The organism is Halomonas sp. HAL1 (assembly GCF_030544485.1).
GTDB lineage: Bacteria > Pseudomonadota > Gammaproteobacteria > Pseudomonadales > Halomonadaceae > Vreelandella > Vreelandella arctica.
This window is the reverse complement of sequence record NZ_CP130610.1, coordinates 3,849,102-3,868,415: the sequence shown is the minus strand read 5'-3', so window position 1 is coordinate 3,868,415 and position 19,314 is coordinate 3,849,102. Positions and strand designations below refer to the sequence as shown.

The window sequence follows — 19,314 nt, the reverse complement described above, 5'->3', positions numbered from 1 at the left end:
CCATTACATGTGGCCGACTTCTTTCGGCAGTTTGTAGAAAGAGGCGTGGCGATAGACTTTGTCATTGGATGGATCGAACAGCGGCTCCTTCTCGTCGGGAGAAGAGGCGGTAATTTCGCTGGCTGGGACGATCCAGATGCTCACCCCTTCATTACGGCGGGTGTAAAGCTCGCGGGCATTCTCTATTGCCATGCGGCGGTCGGCAGCATGCACGCTGCCGACATGCTTGTGATTTAAGCCGTGCTTGCTGCGCACGAAAACTTCAAAGAGGGGCCAATCAGCCATGGGGAAAACCTCAGTAGTCAGTAGAGCCCCGCGCTGAGGAGCTCCATGTTGTTTTCAAAAGTCGGGTTTTAAAAAGCTGGATCGTGCTTTTAACCAACCATAATTAAACTGAGTTGCCGACCGATTTAGGCTGCCCGACGTTGTCGCTTAGCTGCGTGAGCCACGGCGGCTTCACGTACCCAGGCACCGTTATCAATAGCGTTGCGACGTGCTTCGACGCGTTCGCGGTTGCAGGGGCCATTACCTTTAACCACGTCGAAGAATTCCTGCCAATCGATCTCACCGAATTCGTAGTGGCCAGTTTCTTGGTTATATTTGAGGTCGGGATCCGGTGCGGTGCAGCCCAGCAACTCTAGCTGAGGTACGGTTTGGTCGAGGAAGCGCTGGCGCAGCTCATCATTACTGTGACGCTTAATCTTCCAGGCCATGGACTGGGCACTGTTGGGAGAGTTTTCGTCGGATGGGCCGAACATCATTAGCGCGGGCCACCAGAAACGATTGATAGAGTCTTGCACCATGGCTTTCTGCTCGTCGGTACCTTCTTGCATCAAGGTCAGCAAAATTTCGTAACCCTGGCGCTGATGAAAGCTCTCTTCCTTGCATACGCGAATCATGGCGCGGGAATAGGGGCCGTAAGAAGTGCGCTGGAGCGGCACTTGGTTGACGATAGCTGCGCCATCCACAAGCCAGCCAACTGTGCCCATATCAGCCCAGTTAAGTGTGGGGTAGTTAAAAATACTGGAATACTTAGCACGCCCATCATGAAGTTTGTCGATCTCTTCATCGCGATCGGCGCCGAGGGTTTCCATCGCGCTATAGAGATATAAGCCATGGCCTGCTTCATCCTGGATCTTGGCCATCAGCTGTAACTTGCGTTTGAGTGTCGGTGCACGCGTTAGCCAGTTGCCTTCTGGTAGCATGCCGACAATCTCGGAGTGAGCGTGCTGGGAGATCTGACGAATCAATGTCTTGCGATAGGCATCCGGCATCCAGTTCTTGGGTTCTATCTTGATTTCGTCGTTAATGCGCTCCTGGAACTCGCGTTCATCGGGGCTCATTTCATCAAGTGTCTTAAGTTTGCTGGTGCCAGTTTCAACGAGCTGCGCGTACATAGAGACCTCCGCGGCGTCGGTATGTCAGGAATGTGACTTTATCTTACCTAGAGTATAGCGACACAAAATGTTTTATCAAGAAGTATTTTTTGTGTCACTTTTATACTTTGTGATAAGAGTAGAGGCTTAGATAAGCCGTTTATAAAGGAAGGTATTGAAAAGAGAAGTGATTCTGAATATTTCCATTATTCAGGAACTATTGGCTATTCAGGTAAAAAAAGCCCCCGAAGGAGCTTTAACGTTGAAGGCGTTTCATCAAGCGTCTGAAGGATAGAGTCAGCGCATATCTTTGACACGTCGGGCCTTGCCCATCGAGCGCATGACACCTTCCACTTCACAAACTTCGATACGAGTGCTGATGCCGATATAGGTCTTGATGGCATGCTGGAGCTGTTTCGCGGCTTGATCGCAGGCCACGGGGTCGCGGGCGATGTCATGGTGACTTGCCTCGACACGCACCAGTACCATATCCATGTTGCCTTGACGGCTGACTTCGATCTCGTAATGTGGAGAGAGTGACTCGATCTTAAGCAGTTGCTCTTCGATCTGTGTGGGGAATACATTGACGCCGCGAATGATCAGCATGTCGTCGCTACGACCAGTAATCTTGTCAATACGCCGCATAGGTCGCGCAGTGCCTGGTAATAAGCGAGTAAGGTCGCGGGTACGGTAGCGGATAATCGGTAGGCCCTCTTTGGTCAGGGTAGTGAACACCAGCTCGCCGTATTCGCCGTCGGGTAAAACGTCGCCACTTATTGGGTCAATAATTTCGGGATAGAAGTGATCTTCCCAGATGGTTGGACCGTCTTTCGTTTCCAGGCATTCCATACCCACACCGGGCCCCATGACTTCCGACAAGCCATAGATATCCAATGCATCGATACCCAGGCGCTTCTCCAGGGCGGTACGCATACTGTCGGTCCAGGGCTCGGCACCGAAGATGCCGGTACGCAGGGGTAGGGTGTGCGGGTCGATGCCTTGACGCTCCATTTCGTCAGCAATGTTAAGCATATAAGAGGGGGTGACCATAATGATGTCCGGCTCAAAGTCACGGATCAACTGAACCTGCTTCTCAGTTTGACCACCCGACATGGGAATCACCGCGCACCCCAGGCGCTCGGCACCGTAATGAGCGCCCAGCCCACCAGTGAACAGGCCGTAGCCATATGCCACATGCACCTTGTCATTACGGCTGCCGCCAGCGGCGCGGATCGAGCGCGCTACGACATCCGACCATACATTAATGTCGTTCTGTGTGTATCCCACTACGGTGGGCTGTCCGGTAGTGCCACTTGAAGCGTGTATCCGCACGATTTCGCTCATCGGCGTGGCGAACATACCGTAAGGGTAGTTGTCGCGCAGGTCGGCCTTAGTGGTGAAAGGCAGCTTGGCGAGATCTTTCAGGGACTGGATATCATCGGGGTGCACCCCTGCCTTGTCGAAAGACTGGCGGTAGAAAGGCACGTTTTCGTAGGCGTGCTTCAGGCTCCACTTCAAGCGCTTGACCTGAGTGGCTCGCAGCTCGTCAATGCTGGCTGTTTCCAGAGGATCGAGAGTTGTAGTGTCGATAGGTGTGGCGGGCTGATTCATCAGGAGTCTCCGGTCAAGCAACTTGTTATTGGGCTAGCATGATTGAGCTAGGGTGGCCATGGCTCCTGGAACAGTTAGGAAATATGAACCATGGCTTGAGTAAAATGGCACGAGTAACAGGCTTACAAGCGCTCGATGATCAGGGCAATGCCCTGGCCGACGCCGATGCACATGGTGCATAGCGCAAAGCGCCCTTGCCGACGTTCAAGTTCATGCAAGGCAGTGGTGACCAGTCGAGCGCCACTCATGCCCAGTGGATGGCCCAAGGCGATGGCACCCCCGTTGGGGTTGACGTGTTCGGCATCATCGTCAAGGCCCAGGTCGCGCATTACCGCCAAGGCCTGAGCGGCAAAGGCTTCATTGAGTTCAATAACATCCATCTGGCCGAGCGTAAGCCCGGTTTGAGCAAGTACCTTACGGGTGGCCGGTGACGGCCCAAATCCCATGATGCGGGGTTCAACCCCGGCAGTGGCCATGCCTACTACGCGAGCACGGGCCTTGAGGCCAAAGCGTTCGGTTTGCTCGGGGGAAGCCATCAGCAGTGCACAGGCCCCATCGTTGACGCCCGAAGCATTACCTGCCGTGACACTGCCGCCCTCACGGAAGGGGGTGGGCAGCTTGGCGAGTTGCTCAGCGGTGGTGGAGGCGCGCGGGTGTTCATCGCTGTCCACTACTAGCGGATCCTGCTTGCGCCGGGGGATTTCGATCGGAATGATTTCCTCGGCCAGGCGACCGGCTTCCATGGCGGCGGCGGTGCGTTGCTGGCTGCGTAGTGCGAAGGCGTCTTGGTCTTCTCGGGAAATACTAAACTGTTCGGCTACGTTCTCAGCGGTTTCGGGCATAGAGTCGACGCCGAACTGGGCCTTCATGGCACGATTAATGAAGCGCCAACCAATAGTTGTGTCGAAGATATCGGCCTGACGTGAAAAGGCTTGCTCGGCCTTGCCCATGACGAAGGGGGCGCGAGACATTGACTCCACGCCGCCAGCGATCATCAGCCCTGCTTCGCCAGTTTTGAGGGCGCGGGCGGCATTGCCTATCGCATCCATGCCAGAGCCGCAGAGGCGGTTGATGGTGCTACCGGGTACGTCGACTGGAAGCCCAGCGAGCAAGGCGGACATGCGTGCCACGTTACGGTTGTCTTCCCCGGCCTGATTGGCACAGCCGTAAAAGATATCGTCAATCATTGACCAGTCGACGCTAGGGTTGCGCTCCATCAGGGTACGCATGGGAACGGCGCCCAGATCGTCGGCGCGTATGCTCGACAGCGCGCCGCCGTAGCGACCGACTGGGGTTCGAATGGCATCAATTATCAAGGCGTCTTTCATGCGTTATCTCCAGCAGCAGTCTCTTCTAGGCGGCGTACGCTGCCGCGAATTTTGTAGGAACGTCCACGGAACAAGGCGATGGTATCGCCATGCTGGTTGCGTATTGTGATGTCGTAAATGCCGGTACGCCCGCGGCGGCTGCGCTCTTCGGCAGTAGCGGTGAGTTCGTCGCCCAGTTGGCCGGGGCCGAGATAGTCGATACTGCATCCGGCGGCCACCGTGGCTTCGTCATAACTGTTGCAGGCAAATGCAAAGGCGGAGTCAGCAAAGGTAAAAAGAAAACCACCATGGCAGTTGCCGTGCCCCTGCACCATATCCTGACGCACGGTCATGCTCAGTTCAGCGAAGCCGGGTGCCATGCGAGTAATACGCATGCCCAACCCTTGGCTGGCATGGTCGCGGGAAAACATCGCCTCGGCACAGGCTTCCGCCAGTTGTTGCGGGGACAGTGGGGAATCACTCATGAAAGCTTTCCTCGCTCAGGGCTTTGCGACGCAGCAGAAAGGAAGCACGATAGCGCTCCTCGCCGTAGCTTTGCTGCAGGTGCGTGAGGGTACGGTGTACGAAGGGCAGGCCCAGCGAGTCCGCCCAGGCCAAGGGGCCGCGGGGGTAGTTAACTCCGGCCTGCATGGCCAGGTCGCCATCCTGGGCACTGCAGACACCCTGTAATACGGCATCGGCGGCTTCGTTGGCGAGCATGGCCACGGTGCGCAATACCACCAGCCCCGGCGTATCGGTCAGCCAGACGGCGTCCATTCCCAGACGCTGGAAGAAGGCGGTGGCCATTTGGCGGGCCTCGGACGAGGTGGCGTGGCTGGCAGAGAGCGCGATGATACTGGCGCTGCGGTAGTCAAAGCACAAGTCGAACAGCACTAGCGCTTCGAGCCCTTCGTTGACCGCGCGTTCGGCAGCGCAACGCCCGTCGCTGAGGGCGAGAACCAAGTCACCTAGGCGCAGGCGGGTCGTGCCGTCCTGCTGCAGTGACTCTCGGCGAACGACATCAAGTCCGGTTTCCTGGGCACGTTCCAGTAGCGGAGCGATCACCCCAGGGTCGCCCTGTACCACCAACGGCGGTAATTCAACTTGCGCTGGTGGCGCGATGTTGGGCCGAGGCTTGATGGCGCCTTCGCGCTGTTCTTCGCGATAATCGAAGAAGCCTTGACCAGACTTGCGCCCGAGGTGTCCGGCTTCGACCAGAGCGTGCTGCACCAGAGAAGGTTCGAAACGGGTGTCACCGTAGTAGGCGTCGAACACCGAGCGGGTCACCGCATAGTTAACGTCGTGACCGATCAGATCCATCAGTTCGAAAGGCCCCATGCGAAACCCACCTGCCTCACGTAGCAGCGCATCCAGGGTGGCGGCATCGCTGGCACCTTCTTGCAACAGGCGTAACCCTTCAGCATAGAAAGGCCGTGCCACGCGGTTGACGATGAACCCAGGAGTGGAGCTGGCATGGACCACGACCTTGCCCCAAGCGTTGGCGGTGGCGTAAAGAGTTTCGCCAACCTCAGCGGTAGTCGCTAGGCCAGACACCACTTCCACCAGCTTCATTACCGGCGCGGGGTTAAAGAAATGCAGCCCCGCCATGCGCTCGGGGTGTTCTAGGTTCGCGGCAATAGAAGTAATCGACAGGGACGAGGTGTTACTGGCGAATAAAGTATCAGTCGAGCACAGTGCTTCTAGCTGGGCGAATACTTGGCGCTTGATGTCGAGGTTCTCGACGATAGCCTCAATAATCAGGCGGCTGTCGGCCAAGGCATTGATAGCGTCGGCTGGCTGCAGGCGATCGATGATGCTATCCACATCGTCCTGGGTCATCTTGCCCTTGGCTACGCGCCGTTCCAGCTGGCGGCGAATATTGTCAATACCAGCAATTGCCGCGCCCGGTTGATTGTCATGCAGAATCACCGAGTGGCCAGCCTGGGCGGCTACCTGAGCGATACCGGCACCCATGGCGCCAGCGCCGATCACGCCAATGACGGCGCTCGTGGGAAGAGCTGACATCTCATTCTCCCTTGAAGGTGGGGCGACGTTTCTCCATGAAAGCGCTTACGCCTTCGCGGTAGTCCTCGGAGCGCCCAGCAAGGCGCTGCAGGTCGCGTTCCAGGTCGAGCTGCTCATTGAAGCTGTTATCGCTGCTGGCATGCAGAGCGCGTTTGATGAGTGCCAAACCACGCGTCGGTTGAGTTGCCAAGTGGCGAGCCATGGACATGGCTTCTTCTTGAAGCGACTCATCGTCGACGCAGCGCCAGATCATGCCCCACTGTTCGGCGGTTTCAGCGGGAAGCTTGTCGCCGAGCATCGCCAAGCCCTTGGCACGCGCCATGCCAACTAAGTTAGGCAATGTCCAGGTGCCACCGGAGTCTGGGATCAAGCCGATCTTACAGAAGGCTTGAATGAAGCTAGCCGAACGCGCCGCCAAAACGATGTCACAGGCCAGGGCGATGTTGGCACCGGCGCCTGCGGCCACGCCATTGACTGCGCAAATGGTTGGAAACGGCATGTCTTTGAGGGCGCGCAGCATGGGGTTGTAGCGTTTCTCCAATGACTCGCCTAGGTCGGGGGCTTGTTCGCCGGGCACCACGCTACGATCGGAAAGATCCTGTCCGGCGCAGAATCCTCTGCCGCTGCCAGTCAGCAGCAGAGCGCGAACGCTAGAGTCCTGGCGCACGGCTTTAAGCGCCTTGCGCATCTCGGAGTGCATCTCGGTATTGAAGCTGTTCAGGCTGTCGGGGCGATTCAGTGTAATACAGGCGACGCCGTCTTCTACGCTGTAAAGCAGGGGCGCTTGGCTCATGGGTAATATCCTTGTGTCAATGCCCTTGAAAAGTGGCAGGTCGTTTTTCTTGGAAGGCGCGAATGCCCTCTTCGCGGTCGGCGGTGCCCGCCAGCAAGGTGAACGCATGTCGTTCAAAGCGCAGGCCGGTGGCCAGGTCGGTATCCATCGCCTTGTGTAACGATTCCCGTGCCAAGCGCACTGCCAGCGGAGCCTTGGAGGCAATGCGTGTTGCAATAGCCATTGCGCGCTCTAGCGTTAATTCGGGCTGGGTAATCTCGCTAATCAGGCCAGCTTCGAGCGCGCGGCGAGCGGAAATCGGCTCGCCGGTAAGCACCATCTGAGTGGCGAGTGATTTACCCACCGCCCGCAGCAGGCGTTGGGTGCCGCCAGCGCCAGGCATGATGCCTAGGTTGATTTCCGGCTGGCCAAACAGGGCGTTTTCTCCCGCAATAATGATATCGGCATGCATGGCCAGTTCGCAGCCACCGCCTAAGGCATAGCCGTTGACAGCAGCAATAATCGGTTTGCGAAATTGCGTGATAGTGGCCCAGTGATGCTGCCGAGGATCTTCCAACATACCGACCAAATCGCGTTCAGCCATTTCGTTAATATCGGCACCGGCAGCGAACGCTTTCGTACTGCCAGTAATCACCACAGCGCGAACCTTGTCGTCACTATCAGCAGCGCTCAAGGTATCGGCAAGCTCGCCGAGAAGCTTCGTATTAAGCGCATTCAGTGCTTCTGGGCGATTCAGCGTGATGCATAAAACGCCTTCCTGGGGAGGGGTTATTTTTAGAGTAGTGGGCATCTTTACCTCAGTTCGGCCTGTGGCGCACAGGATGAATATCTGTCGAGTATAGATTTATTTTGATACACATCAATATTGTTTTATTGACGTTAATGTGTCGCTTAGTGGTGGTTTTTGTTATTTTTTATTTGTTAACAACATGTTATGTGAGTTTTTGGCAAGTAGATGATAAGCATTAGACCATGGTATGAAAAGTGAGTATGTGGCTAATAAAGTGATTTTTAGCCAGCTTATGTAAGGAAATTAGTGTTGGTTCATTGATTCTTAAGCAAACGATGCCAGGGAAAGGGTTTGATGTTTTGTTACGGGAAAGATAATCTTTGATGATATAGCGTATCAAAAAATAAGTGAGTTCAGGAGCGCCCCATGACGCAATCAGCGCAGCAAATGTTTGACCTACATCGTGAGATCCTTGACCAAGCTGTCGATGCCATCTCTAGCCGTAGTTTTTGGACGCCCTATCCAGAAAGCATGCGGAAATATCCCGAGGATGAAGTTAAAGCGGCGCCGACCAAATTCGATTCACTGCTCAATCAGCCATTTACGCTTAATGGGGTTGGTAACTCCCAGCAAGTAGGAGGTGAGGTGTCACCTTATGGTTTTGAGCTCGGCATTACTTATGATCAGCCAGACACCAAAGCGACGATAGCGGCCATGCAAGTGGCAATGCGAGATTGGCGGGATGCCGGAGTAGAAGCGCGAGTGGGAGTATGCCTGGAAATCTTGGCGCGTCTTAACGCCATGAGTCCGGAGATTGCTCAGGCAGTGATGCATACCAGCGGCCAGGGCCCGATGATGGCGTTTCAGGCGGGTGGTCCTCATGCCCAGGATCGAGGTCTTGAAGCCGTGGCATATGCCTGGCAGGCAATGACGCAGATTCCTGCTAGCGCGCAATGGGTCAAGCCCCAGGGTAAGCATGACCCATTAGTAATGGATAAGCGTTTTCACATTGTGCCACGGGGTATCTCATTGGTAGTAGCTTGCTCCACTTTTCCCACTTGGAACACTTATCCTGGGTTGTTTGCCAGTTTGGTCACTGGCAACCCCGTCATTCTTAAGCCGCACCCAGGTGCTATTCTGCCCGTAGCGATGACCACCCGGGTTGCCCAGGAAGTGATAGAGGAGGCAGGCTTTGACCCCAGCTTGGTGAGTTTAGTACCCGACACGGCCGATGCGCCACTTACCAAGGAGTTGGCGCTTGATCCTGCGGTTAAACTGATCGATTTCACCGGCTCCAATGTCTTTGGTGACTGGCTAATACAGAATGCTAAACAGGCTCAGGTGTTCGCCGAGAAAGCTGGGATCAACACGATCATTATCGACAGCGTGGATAGTCTTAAATCGGTCACGGCGAATCTTGCTTTCTCGTTGAGTCTTTATTCCGGGCAGATGTGCACGACCCCTCAGGCCATTTACGTACCTAAGAGCGGTATTGAAACATCGGATGGCCATTTGGGCTTTGACGACGTGGCGGCAGCGCTTGCGAAAGCCGTCCAAGCGTTTCTGAGTGACAACGACCGAGCCTGCACGGTGCTGGGAGCCCTCCACTCGATGGAGACGCAAGCACGAATAGATGAATGCCGTGGCTTGGGCGAAATAGTGCTAGATAGCGAGCCACGAGAGCACACTCAGTTCCCACAGGCCCGCATACACACGCCACTTATTCTTAAGGTGGATGCAGCACAGAAGGCTGCCTATAGTGAAGAGCGTTTCGGCCCGATAAGTTTTATTATCGCGACAGAAAACACCGCGCACAGTATTGAGCTGGCAAGTGATGTGATCCGGGAAAAAGGCGCGATAACGCTCGGAGCCTACGCGACCGATGAAGCAGTGGTCGATCAGTTCGAGCAACTTGCTATCGAGGTGGCAACCCCGCTCTCGCTGAATTTGGATGGGGGGATATTCGTTAATCAGTCGGCTGCTTTTAGTGACTTTCACGCAACAGGCGGTAACCCTGCGGCCAATGCCTCATTATGCAACCAAGCCTTTGCCTCCAGTCGCTTCTTAGTAGTGCAAAGCCGTCGCCATGCCCAACCCGACTGAGAATAACCGGTCTTAATAAAGGTGTTCAATGTCCTGTGTCACCTTGTCTTTCCAAGAGGAGGCGAAGTGACACAGAATTCTACACGTTACCGATAAATGGGCTGCCATGCGCTTTTTTACGCTAACCCGCCGAAGCGCTGATAAAACCGAGTGTTGGGTGCTGGAAGAGGGCCCTCTGCGGTTTCTAGGTGCTTATCAAGCCAACGCTCGGCGCGTTGATGAATTGCACGATAGATATTTCGCGATAACTGATAGGCATTTCGGCCTTCCCAAGCAGCAGGTAAAAGCTCGTCTGGAAGTTGAGGGTCTCGAAGTTGTACTTTTCGATACTCATGAATTAAAAGTACTCGCGCTATAAAGCACTCTTCTTCACTTAGTAAATCGCCATCGTTTGCCAGAGCTTGCCATAAGGGTCGAAATTTCTCTAAAAATAATTTGTAGCTCTTCGCCAGCTCATCAAGATTCCAGCTCTCTTTTACTTGTAGCCTTAGTGGCTTTATCACCATAGGGTTTGAAGATTCTGTTTGCATAATAATGGTATCTTCAGAAGCTCCCATATCTTGTAATACTGCCGTAGTGTCATTGCAGCTAAGCGTAGGGTGCGCAAGAATACCTGTAGCAAAACTGCCAAAGCCAAGCCATTCTAACTCGTCACGTACTTTTTGACGTAGTTCAGGTTCCAGCTGCGTCAGCATGGCTAACGTCCATTTACCTGTCCACTGAGCTTGTTGGCCATGATAAACACGCTTGAATGCTTGCTCAAACCGACGCTGGCCTGCATTACTAAGGCTATAGTAACTCCGCCGTCCTACCTTCTCACCTTGCAGCCACGTATCTTGTGTTAGACGATAAACTGACGTTCTCACCAAGCGTTCATTGATACCAATGGGGGCTAGCAATTGATACAGACTACCTAGCCAGACTGCCCCCCCACGCGGAACAATTGCGTCCCCGTATACGGTAATAATAAGTGAGCCTGCGCGTATAGGACGGCGCGCCTGGAAGTCATTAACAAGTTTCGTAACGCAATCAGAAGAAAACGACATGTGGTATTGAGTTCCCGTGCGGCAATTCTCTATCATTAAAGTATTTAATGATTTATGTAGATATGCTACCAAAAGTAGATATATCAGGCTGACATTAGTATCGCACTGCTCCTCCGTGAGAGAAAGCAGCACAATGCGAGTATAATCTTGGCGGCTCAACACAGTAGACGGGAGCTATTAAAATAGTTGGCCACATCGCCTATCAGCGAGTCTCTCTTAATCTTATCAATGTACTGCAGGATTATGGGCTTTCTTCGCTGCTTTTTACCGTTCCCTTGGGGGCTGTGTTGCCAGCATCAAGGTGCGGGCGGTTAGCGTCCAGTTCACTAAGTGGCTCGCAAGGTTCCATTCGTTCACGGCAGCGGTTTGTCAGGCGCTGATACTCCCGGGTGGCTTGCTGCTTCCAAGCTACTTCTTCATCCGTGAGCGCTCGCTTGACTTTGGCCGGTGATCCTAATATCAAAGATTGAGGCGGGCATTCGAAGCCCGTCTTGACAAAAGCCGCAGCCGCGACGATAGAGCGTTCGCTGATAACGGCGCCATCCATTACCACCGCATTCATGCCTACCATGGCATCACGCTCCACCACGCAACCGTGCAGTACAGCGCCGTGTCCGATATGGCCGTCGCGTGCGACTCGTGTAACGAATCCAGGGAAGCCGTGCATCACACAGGTATCCTGGAGATTTGCTCCATCTTCCAATACGAGTTGACCAAAGTCGCCGCGCATTACTGCTCCAGGTCCTACATAACAATTAGGGCCTACGATGACATCGCCAATCAGTACGGCGGTGGGGTGCACATAAGCACTAGGATGAACGACTGGGGTTACCCCCTCAAGACGATAACAGGGCACGATAAATCTCCTTTGGTAAGTTTCAGCGTGTCATAGTTTATAGGCTGGCGGCGAAATGTCCCCAGCCGTGCTGACCTGGTTCATATGGCCATTAAAAATCTCAATACCACACCTAGTCACGATAATGCTGTGGGCAGATATTAAGTCAGAAAATACGATACAGTTTTGTCTATAATTTTATATATTGAGTAGCAAGGTGTTACGTAATATCAAGCTGCCCCCTATGTCAATTCTTTTTTCGCACAGCTTGATTAGTAAAATGTCTCGATAGAAATTTATCTCTCCACCAGCAAGGTTGTGCTACTCATCGAATAATGCCTACGTATAGGCGGAGCGGGGTCTAGTCCACCATCACTGCTTGATCAGAACAATTGGCGGCGTGTCTAGAAATTATTCTAAAGTATAAAGAGATACGTTTTTTATTTATTGATTTATTCTTTTGTATCACTAAGCTAGGGCTTAGATTAGATGAGCCTATTCAACCTTCAGGGCCGCCACTGGAGGCCACAGATGAACGAATGGAGTTTCCTATGCCAGTCCTGAAAAGTTTCATTGCCGACCAGTGGGTCGGAGAAGTACCCGCAAAGGCCCTACCCAGCGCCATAAATGGCGAAATCGTGGCACATACTCACGACGACATTCTCGATTTTAAGAATACCATTGAGTATGGCCGTAAGGTCGGCGGCAAGAATTTGATGGCCATGGATTTCCAAGAGCGCGCTCTGGCTCTGAAAGCTATGGCCATGTACCTGCAGGAACATAAGAAGGAACTGTATGCTCTGTCGATGCATACCGGTTCAAGTAAGGCCGATAATGGCATTGATATTGATGGCGGTTTTGGCACCATGTTTTCCTACGCGAGCATGGGACGGCGCGAACTGCCTTCCGGTAACGTAGTGCACGAAGGCCCAGTAACACCTCTAGGCAAGAACAATCACTTTGCCGGCACCCATATCCTCGTTCCCCGCGGTGGTGTGGCCGTTCACATCGACGCCTATAATTTTCCAGTGTGGGGAATGCTAGAGAAATTCGCTCCCACCTTTTTGGCGGGCATGCCCTCCATTGTGAAGCCAGCTACCTCAACCTGTTACGTCACCGAACTTGCCGTTCGCTTGATGCAGGAATCTGGCGCATTGCCTGAAGGTAGTCTGCAACTGATTATCGGCAGCACAGGCGACTTGTTTGATCACCTTGAAGAGCAGGATGTGGTGACCTTCACAGGTTCCGCTGCGACGGCACGCAAGTTGCGCAACCATCCGAACATTATTAATCGTTCGATTCCTTTCAACGCCGAAGCCGACTCGCTGAACAGTGCCATTCTGGCGCCAGACGTGACCCCTGAGCACGAGGAATTCGATATCTTCGTGAAGGAAGTGAGCCGTGAGATGACTGCCAAGGCTGGCCAGAAATGTACCGCGATCCGCCGTGTGCTGGTGCCAAAGAGCCAGGTGCAAGCTGTCTGCGATAAACTTAAAGAAAGGCTCTCTAAAGTCACAGTGGGTGATCCTTCCGTTGAAGGCATTCGCATGGGAGCTTTAGCCTCCACTGACCAGCTTGAGGACGTCAAAGCCAATATTCAGGAGCTGCTGAAAACTAGCGAACTGGTTATCGGCGGTGACAGCAGCTTCAAACCGACCGGCGAAGGCACCGATAAAGGCGCCTTCATTGAGCCGCATTTGCTACTGTGTCGGAACCCGGAAAATGGTTGTGGCGCCCACGACATCGAAGCCTTCGGTCCAGTGGCAACGGTTATTCCCTATGACACTATCGAAGACGCGGTCTCGCTGTGTGCCAAGGGCCGCGGCTCACTGGTTACCACTTTAACTACCCGTGATACAGCTATTGCTGGGAAAATTGTGCCCCTGTTGGCTGCCTTCCACGGACGCTTGCACCTACTTAACGCAGAAGCTGCAAAAGAATCCACCGGCCACGGGTCGCCCCTGCCCATGCTCAAGCATGGTGGCCCCGGTCGCGCTGGTGGCGGTGAAGAGCTAGGCGGTATCCGTGCGGTTCATCACTATCTTCAGAGAACCGCTATCCAGGGAACCCCATCCATGCTTGCAGCGGTGACTCGGGAGTATGTACGTGGAGCCGACTTGATCGAAACCGAAGTGCATCCGTTCCGTCGCCACTTTGAAGATTTACAGATCAACGAGTCTTTGCTGACTCACCGTCGCACAGTCACAGAGGCAGACATCGTCAATTTCGGCTGCCTGTCCGGCGATCACTTCTATATGCACTTTGACGAAATTGCAGCGCGGGAATCTCAATTCGGTAAGCGCATTGCCCATGGCTATTTTGTGCTTTCTGCTGCAGCTGGCCTATTCGTTTATCCAGGTGAAGGGCCGGTACTGGCGAACTACGGCCTGGATACTCTGCGCTTTATTGAGCCAGTTGCACCAGGTGACACCATTCGAGCCCGCTTGAGCTGCAAGCGCAAGATTGATCAAGGGCGTACATCACCGGACGGACACCCTCAGGGAGTAGTGGTCTGGGATGTCCAGGTTCAGAACCAGCACGACGAACTGGTTGCGAGTTACGACATTTTAACACTTGTTGCTAAAAAGCCTGATTAAGTTTAAGCGACTCTATTTTCACTCTGTGTTGAAAACACAGGGTGAAAATATTGCAAGAATAAAAACGCCGCGAACAAGATAAATGAACTAAGCTTTAAGTGCCTATATAGAAATAACCGAGCATTCACTACCTTAGCTTAACATTATTTGGTTGGGCCAGCGTTTAAGTTTAACGTGCCGCGAAGCTTTGAAGTCCTAAGTCTTTTTTATAGCCGAGAGTAAAGCTACTGCGGCCCATTACCCTGTGGGCTATTACCAGTACGCCATTTTCTTTGGCCCTTATTAAGTGATTCTGCATAAATTATCGCGTATAAATAACAAAGATCAATCAGAGTAAAATACAGAACCATGTCTCGGCGCTTACGTTTCGTTTCTTTAACACCTGACCAGCAACGTATCTTAAATGAAGCCTACCAGTACGGCGAAAAGAGAGCACTACGTCGTCGGGCTCACGCCATTCTGCTCAATCACAAGGGCCATACGATTAACCAGATTCGCGATATTATTGGGGTTAGGCGCGATACGGTATCGACTTGGTTATCCCAATGGGAAGCAGACGGTATTGAAGGTCTTCAAGACAAGCCTCGCGAAGGACGCCCGTACCTTCTCAGCGAGAGCTGATCTTGCTGTGTTAGAACAACTGGTTGAAGAGTATCCCCATCAATTGCCTGTCCTCCATGCCAAGTTTCAGGAGCAGACAGGTAACGTCGTCAGCCAGGACACGTTGCGGCGCGCGTTAAAAAAAAGGCTATAGCTGTAAGCGGATACGCCGCTCATTGAGGGCACAGCGTGACGAAACAGATTTCCACCATACGCAAGAGATGATCAATGTGTTGAAGGAGTGGGAAGATGGTGGTGAGTGCGATCTCTATTTCTTTGATGAAGCCGGTTTCTCGCAATCATCGTCACTTCCTTATGCATGGAGTCCGATAGCCAAGCCCTGGGAAGTAACTGCCTACCCACACAGCCAACGGCTGAATGTACTGGGCTTTCTCATCAGAAAAGGTGAATTTTTTCACCACATGACCACCGACTCAGCACTGAGACCGTTATAGAAGCCTTTGATCAGTTTGCGGCACATAAAGACCCTGACGCATTCGCCGTCGTGATACTGGATAATGCCAGAATGCACCGTTCCCAGGCATTCCAGCGCAAACTTATTGATTGGATGGCACATCGCATTCACCTAGTCTATTTGTCGCCGTATTCGCCGGAGCTGAACCTGATCGAAATCCTTTGGCGCGAAATCAAATACCGGTAGCTACCATTAACAGCCTACAGTTCGTTCGATAAGCTTTGTGAAGCGGTCAAAAAAGTATGCAATGGTTACGGCACTGATTACTCAATAACTTTTGCATAACCACTTAACAAACCAATTTGGCCTGAGAGGCATTTGAATTGGCTAAGTTACCTCTAAAATTCCAAGGCTAATATCACTACAATGGTGCGAAAGGGGGTGACTACTTTGGCGATTTGATCAAGCCTGAGTAGTTAATACGTACCTCGCTGATGCTGGATTAGTCACAAATAGCGGAAAAGGGCGCGTCCAGTGTGATGTTGTTCAGATTGTGCAATCCCGAAAATAAACTGACCTTACTAAACTTGGAAATACCAGTGAGCAGGACGAAATGAAGATGCGAGTCAACGTCTTTGAACACGCTGTATAAGTTCTTCAATCCCTCTCGGAGTTCTCGGGCAAGCTCTGGGTTGAACAAGTTATCCAAAATTAGCTTGTCGTAATTGTAGGTCAGCCCCCGCTGGTTGGCTATGGAGTGCACTTGGCGAAGCAAACCATGATGGAGCTGGTTTGCAGTCACATCAACTAGCATGTCGCAGTGGCTACCGTAAACAGAACCGGGCGTCCATCGATACGAACAAAGCCGACGATAATGACATTACGAAACCAGGGGCGTCCATAGCTAGGGTCACTCCACCATCCTTTCAGCCTTGGAGCTTCGGCGAATGCTGGTATGGTTTACACACCAGCATTAAACAAACCTATTAGTGATCAGGGGGGGCTTCTAACTCTTGGCCTTTGTTTTTAATGATCATGGTTAGGCCTGACACAGGTCACGAACCTCATTCCGGTTGAGTAGCTTGCATGGAGGGCCGCTTCGAGAAATCAGCAAACCAGCTGGCGAGTAGGTCGTGGTCACTTCGCCAATCCTTTTGAGGAAAGCGGAAATCGAGATAGGCAAGAGTACATGCTGTCGCAATACTGCCGACAGAGGCCGGCCCCTTCAGTAACTTGAGCCAACGGTTTTCAAGATCATCCAGGCCGCTGTCGATCTTCTCCATCTGGCTATCGTGCCATAGAGCCCAGTAATATTCCTGAGGTCTTAGCACAGATTCATAACGACACAGCAGAGCTGCATCGAGAATCGAGTCTGCCAAGGCTTCTAATGTCATAACAGAGAATCTGTCCTTGAGATTTTCGGGATATAATGACCAGGAATTCGATAGAGTATCTATGTAAGCACATATCACTCGACTATCAAAAAGTGGAGTATCATCATCTAGCAAAGCTGTCGGCACCTTGCCAGAAGGATTTTCTTTAACAATATTGGGATCCCGTTTGACTGGCCAGGCTTTGGATGGAAGTTTTTCGATCTGATCAAAAACATTTTTTTCATGAGCAGAGACAAGTACTTTTCTAACAAAAGGGGAGGCGGAGGAGTAAAAAATTTTTAATTTCATATTTATTTCCTTTTATCCTTTTCGCTATGGGCTAGTTATGATTTTGGTCTTGTAGCAGGTTAGGGTCCTCTTGTAAGCGTCCGACAAGTAGCTCTCCTGCGAAGTAGACATGTTCATGCATTAAAGCGGCGGCCCGATCACCATCACCAAGTCGGAGTGCTTTGGCTATACGGCGGTGGTCGTTGTGGGAGCGATAGATTATTTCGAAATCGTCCCACAGAATCACTCTGTCAGAAACTAAAGGTACATTATGAGACCTATCCACAAAGTCTTTTAAAAGTGGATTGCGAGCAGATTCCATAATCGTTTCATGAAACTCGACATTCATCTTTCTATATTCGGGAAGAGCATCGGGCAAGAGTTCACCTGAGGCTAGTAGCCTATCACCAGTTTCTACTAGATCATCAAGCCTATCCAGAACGCTAGCAGCTATACCGGTCCTGGCAGCGAGACGGCATGCCAGCGCCTCTAGGGTCGAGCGTATTTCGAATACTCCTCTGATATTACCTATAGAAATCTGCTTGACTCGATACCCTCGATTGGACTCGTAGTCGAGTAGGCCATCTTGAGCAAGACTTGCCAATGCCGATCGCACGGGCGTTCTTGATAGGCCAAGTAGGCTCGAGAGATGATCTTGATGTACCCGATCGCCTGGGCAAAGATCGCCTGTCAGAATCATTTCTCTAAGCGCAAACTTGGCCACATCGGCGACAGTCGCTCCATTCTCCCGCATCACCGATGCCTCCATTAACTTCTGATGTTATCAGAGCGAATCATGGTCTAAGCCGACTGCGCTTTCAACCCCAATAAAAAATAATTTATCCAATGATACTACTTTTGGTCAAATCTAGCGGAATTATCTTGACGTATGGTGACAAATTTATCCAATCTATACGAAAGACATCTGATGAAGGAAAAGCTAGTGACTGATTTAGCTCTCGTTACAGGCGCCAGTGGTGGTATTGGCAAAGCAGTATGTGAGCGGCTGGCAAGGGACGGGTACCGGGTAGTGGTAACCGACCTGTCTGAAGTTGCGGCCTTAGAATTGGCAACTCGGCTGCCTGGCATGGGGCACGCGGGATATAGACTGGATGTCAGGGATGATAGTGGTATCGCATCAATTCTGAAAAATATTGAAGAGCAGCATGGTCCGATCCGGGTCCTAGTAGCAGCGGCTGGGATTCTGATACTCGACGATGAAGGACAGAGACGGCCTATTACACAAATTTCGAATGAAGAATGGCAAATGACGCAGGAGGTAAATAGCAGTGGGACTTTCTTCTTGTTGCGAGCCTACTTGCGTTTAAGGGTTAACCAGCGAATAGATGGTGCTAGATTCATCGCCTTCTCTTCTGTGGCTGCGCAGTTGGGGGGGTACCGTTCAAGTGCAGCCTATATTGCTAGCAAGAGTGCCGTGCTTGGATTGGTCAAGGCAGGGGCTCGAGAGGGAGCTGAGCTTGGTGTGTTAGTGAATGCGGTAGCCCCCGGTCTGATTGACGCTCCGATGTTACGTCTTTCTCTTGATCCTTCCGCAGATAGCAAAGTGGAAAAAACCATTCCGCAAGGGCGTATCGGCACACCCGGAGACGTAGCAGGGGCTGTATCTTTTCTTGCAGGTAACGACAGTGCTTATACAACGGGCAGTGTCATAGATGTCAACGGCGGCTATAGGATGCAGTAATGATTAAGCTGACGAAGCATATCAGTTATGCACTTGCTGTGGTAGCAGCGCTCGCGCTTGGCCTGATGATGCTCCATGTCACGGCAGATGTTATAGGCAAGTATTTGTTTAATAGTCCTATACCAGGCACTGCTGAAGTGGTCGCCAGCTATTACATGGTAGCGGCAGTATTTCTTCCTTTAGCCTGGGTCGAGATTAACGAAGGCTCTATTGTCGTAGAAATTTTATATGACCTATTTCCGTCTATGACTAAGAAGCTACTTTTTATTGTCTCAACCACTCTTTCTTCATTATTTTATGGCGGCTTGGCGTGGCTCTCCTTAGGACCCGCTATCCATGCTTGGAAGATTGGTGAAGTTGTAGAAGGGACGTGGCGCGTTGTTATCTGGCCTACCAAGTTTATATTGCCGCTAGGTTTGGCGCTTGCTTGCTTAATAATGCTTATTCGTTTAATAGAAATTTCTCGAGGTAACTACCAACCTGTCGAAGACTCCGAAACTAAAGGATAATAAA

General features: G+C 52.1%; 17 protein-coding genes and 1 pseudogene. 5 read left to right on the top strand and 13 right to left on the bottom strand.

Annotated elements, in window-relative coordinates; translation table 11 throughout:
* Window positions 1–3: 3 nt before the first annotated feature.
* The 8 genes from paaB to paaF form a co-directional block, all read right to left on the bottom strand.
* Window positions 4–285, bottom strand: a complete 282-nt coding sequence (paaB, locus tag Q3Y66_RS17970; RefSeq protein ID WP_008957204.1) for a 1,2-phenylacetyl-CoA epoxidase subunit PaaB — start codon at window positions 283–285, stop codon at window positions 4–6.
* Window positions 286–410: 125 nt separating this feature from the next.
* Window positions 411–1,397, bottom strand: a complete 987-nt coding sequence (gene paaA, locus Q3Y66_RS17965; protein ID WP_008957205.1) for a 1,2-phenylacetyl-CoA epoxidase subunit PaaA — start codon at window positions 1,395–1,397, stop codon at window positions 411–413.
* Window positions 1,398–1,673: 276 nt separating this feature from the next.
* On the bottom strand, window positions 1,674–2,987 hold the full coding sequence (gene paaK / locus Q3Y66_RS17960) for a phenylacetate--CoA ligase PaaK (RefSeq protein WP_008957207.1): 1,314 nt from the start codon (window positions 2,985–2,987) through the stop codon (window positions 1,674–1,676).
* Between the two features lie 122 nt (window positions 2,988–3,109).
* The gene (gene pcaF, locus Q3Y66_RS17955) at window positions 3,110–4,315 is read right to left on the bottom strand and encodes a 3-oxoadipyl-CoA thiolase (protein WP_008957208.1); all 1,206 of its coding nucleotides are present in this window, start codon (window positions 4,313–4,315) and stop codon (window positions 3,110–3,112) included.
* A complete protein-coding gene (paaI, locus tag Q3Y66_RS17950; protein ID WP_008957209.1) occupies window positions 4,312–4,779 on the bottom strand; it encodes a hydroxyphenylacetyl-CoA thioesterase PaaI in 468 nt (155 codons plus the stop codon). Before paaI ends, pcaF begins: the two co-directional genes overlap by 4 nt.
* Window positions 4,772–6,319 (bottom strand): 3-hydroxyacyl-CoA dehydrogenase PaaH, encoded by a 1,548-nt coding sequence (gene paaH / locus Q3Y66_RS17945; protein ID WP_008957210.1) that lies wholly within the window; start codon window positions 6,317–6,319, stop codon window positions 4,772–4,774. Before paaH ends, paaI begins: the two co-directional genes overlap by 8 nt.
* 1 nt (window position 6,320) lies before the next feature.
* Entirely contained in the window at window positions 6,321–7,112 is a 792-nt protein-coding gene (gene paaG, locus Q3Y66_RS17940; RefSeq protein WP_008957211.1) for a 2-(1,2-epoxy-1,2-dihydrophenyl)acetyl-CoA isomerase PaaG, read from the bottom strand.
* 16 nt (window positions 7,113–7,128) lie between these two features.
* Window positions 7,129–7,902 (bottom strand): 2,3-dehydroadipyl-CoA hydratase PaaF, encoded by a 774-nt coding sequence (paaF, locus tag Q3Y66_RS17935; RefSeq protein WP_008957212.1) that lies wholly within the window; start codon window positions 7,900–7,902, stop codon window positions 7,129–7,131.
* A 366-nt stretch (window positions 7,903–8,268) separates the two neighbouring features.
* Here paaF and paaN point away from each other — a divergent pair, with 366 nt between their 5' ends.
* On the top strand, window positions 8,269–9,945 hold the full coding sequence (gene paaN / locus Q3Y66_RS17930; protein ID WP_008957213.1) for a phenylacetic acid degradation protein PaaN: 1,677 nt from the start codon (window positions 8,269–8,271) through the stop codon (window positions 9,943–9,945).
* 116 nt (window positions 9,946–10,061) lie between these two features.
* Here paaN and paaX read toward each other — a convergent pair whose 3' ends face one another.
* Both paaX and Q3Y66_RS17920 read right to left on the bottom strand, forming a co-directional pair.
* On the bottom strand, window positions 10,062–10,991 hold the full coding sequence (gene paaX, locus Q3Y66_RS17925; RefSeq protein WP_008957214.1) for a phenylacetic acid degradation operon negative regulatory protein PaaX: 930 nt from the start codon (window positions 10,989–10,991) through the stop codon (window positions 10,062–10,064).
* Between the two features lie 241 nt (window positions 10,992–11,232).
* Window positions 11,233–11,847: a phenylacetic acid degradation protein PaaY gene (locus Q3Y66_RS17920; protein WP_035586507.1), complete on the bottom strand. Its 615-nt coding sequence runs from the start codon at window positions 11,845–11,847 to the stop codon at window positions 11,233–11,235.
* Window positions 11,848–12,377: 530 nt separating this feature from the next.
* On the opposite strand from Q3Y66_RS17920, the gene paaZ reads away from it, so the two are divergent.
* Both paaZ and Q3Y66_RS17910 read left to right on the top strand, forming a co-directional pair.
* Entirely contained in the window at window positions 12,378–14,423 is a 2,046-nt protein-coding gene (gene paaZ, locus Q3Y66_RS17915) for a phenylacetic acid degradation bifunctional protein PaaZ (protein WP_008957216.1), read from the top strand.
* Between the two features lie 348 nt (window positions 14,424–14,771).
* A pseudogene (locus Q3Y66_RS17910) lies at window positions 14,772–15,783 on the top strand (IS630 family transposase).
* A gap of 157 nt (window positions 15,784–15,940) precedes the next feature.
* On the opposite strand, the gene Q3Y66_RS17905 reads toward Q3Y66_RS17910, so the two are convergent.
* The 3 genes from Q3Y66_RS17905 to Q3Y66_RS17895 all read right to left on the bottom strand — a co-directional run bounded on the left by Q3Y66_RS17905 (window position 15,941) and on the right by Q3Y66_RS17895 (window position 17,853).
* Window positions 15,941–16,252 (bottom strand): AAA family ATPase, encoded by a 312-nt coding sequence (locus Q3Y66_RS17905; RefSeq protein WP_008957220.1) that lies wholly within the window; start codon window positions 16,250–16,252, stop codon window positions 15,941–15,943.
* A 250-nt stretch (window positions 16,253–16,502) separates the two neighbouring features.
* Window positions 16,503–17,120, bottom strand: coding sequence for a glutathione S-transferase family protein (locus tag Q3Y66_RS17900; RefSeq protein ID WP_008957221.1), 618 nt, complete (start codon window positions 17,118–17,120; stop codon window positions 16,503–16,505).
* Window positions 17,121–17,151: 31 nt separating this feature from the next.
* A complete protein-coding gene (locus Q3Y66_RS17895; RefSeq protein ID WP_008957222.1) occupies window positions 17,152–17,853 on the bottom strand; it encodes a GntR family transcriptional regulator in 702 nt (233 codons plus the stop codon).
* Window positions 17,854–18,042: 189 nt separating this feature from the next.
* Between Q3Y66_RS17895 and Q3Y66_RS17890 the strand changes: the two genes are divergently transcribed.
* Together Q3Y66_RS17890 and Q3Y66_RS17885 are read left to right on the top strand one after the other, a co-directional pair.
* Window positions 18,043–18,801, top strand: a complete 759-nt coding sequence (locus Q3Y66_RS17890; protein WP_202945533.1) for an SDR family NAD(P)-dependent oxidoreductase — start codon at window positions 18,043–18,045, stop codon at window positions 18,799–18,801.
* Window positions 18,801–19,310 carry a TRAP transporter small permease subunit gene (locus Q3Y66_RS17885; protein WP_008957224.1) on the top strand — a complete coding sequence of 170 codons (510 nt, stop codon included), beginning with the start codon at window positions 18,801–18,803 and terminating at the stop codon, window positions 19,308–19,310. Before Q3Y66_RS17890 ends, Q3Y66_RS17885 begins: the two co-directional genes overlap by 1 nt.
* Window positions 19,311–19,314: the final 4 nt, after the last annotated feature.

Coding starts and splice junctions, on each gene's coding strand:
- paaB (WP_008957204.1), bottom strand. CDS start 285: ATGGCTGATTGGCCCCTCTTTGAAGTTTTCGTGCGCAGCAAGCACGGC.
- paaA (WP_008957205.1), bottom strand. CDS start 1,397: ATGTACGCGCAGCTCGTTGAAACTGGCACCAGCAAACTTAAGACACTT.
- paaK (WP_008957207.1), bottom strand. CDS start 2,987: ATGAATCAGCCCGCCACACCTATCGACACTACAACTCTCGATCCTCTG.
- pcaF (WP_008957208.1), bottom strand. CDS start 4,315: ATGAAAGACGCCTTGATAATTGATGCCATTCGAACCCCAGTCGGTCGC.
- paaI (WP_008957209.1), bottom strand. CDS start 4,779: ATGAGTGATTCCCCACTGTCCCCGCAACAACTGGCGGAAGCCTGTGCC.
- paaH (WP_008957210.1), bottom strand. CDS start 6,319: ATGTCAGCTCTTCCCACGAGCGCCGTCATTGGCGTGATCGGCGCTGGC.
- paaG (WP_008957211.1), bottom strand. CDS start 7,112: ATGAGCCAAGCGCCCCTGCTTTACAGCGTAGAAGACGGCGTCGCCTGT.
- paaF (WP_008957212.1), bottom strand. CDS start 7,902: ATGCCCACTACTCTAAAAATAACCCCTCCCCAGGAAGGCGTTTTATGC.
- paaN (WP_008957213.1), top strand. CDS start 8,269: ATGACGCAATCAGCGCAGCAAATGTTTGACCTACATCGTGAGATCCTT.
- paaX (WP_008957214.1), bottom strand. CDS start 10,991: ATGTCGTTTTCTTCTGATTGCGTTACGAAACTTGTTAATGACTTCCAG.
- paaZ (WP_008957216.1), top strand. CDS start 12,378: ATGCCAGTCCTGAAAAGTTTCATTGCCGACCAGTGGGTCGGAGAAGTA.
- Q3Y66_RS17905 (WP_008957220.1), bottom strand. CDS start 16,252: ATGCTAGTTGATGTGACTGCAAACCAGCTCCATCATGGTTTGCTTCGC.
- Q3Y66_RS17900 (WP_008957221.1), bottom strand. CDS start 17,120: ATGAAATTAAAAATTTTTTACTCCTCCGCCTCCCCTTTTGTTAGAAAA.
- Q3Y66_RS17895 (WP_008957222.1), bottom strand. CDS start 17,853: ATGCGGGAGAATGGAGCGACTGTCGCCGATGTGGCCAAGTTTGCGCTT.
- Q3Y66_RS17885 (WP_008957224.1), top strand. CDS start 18,801: ATGATTAAGCTGACGAAGCATATCAGTTATGCACTTGCTGTGGTAGCA.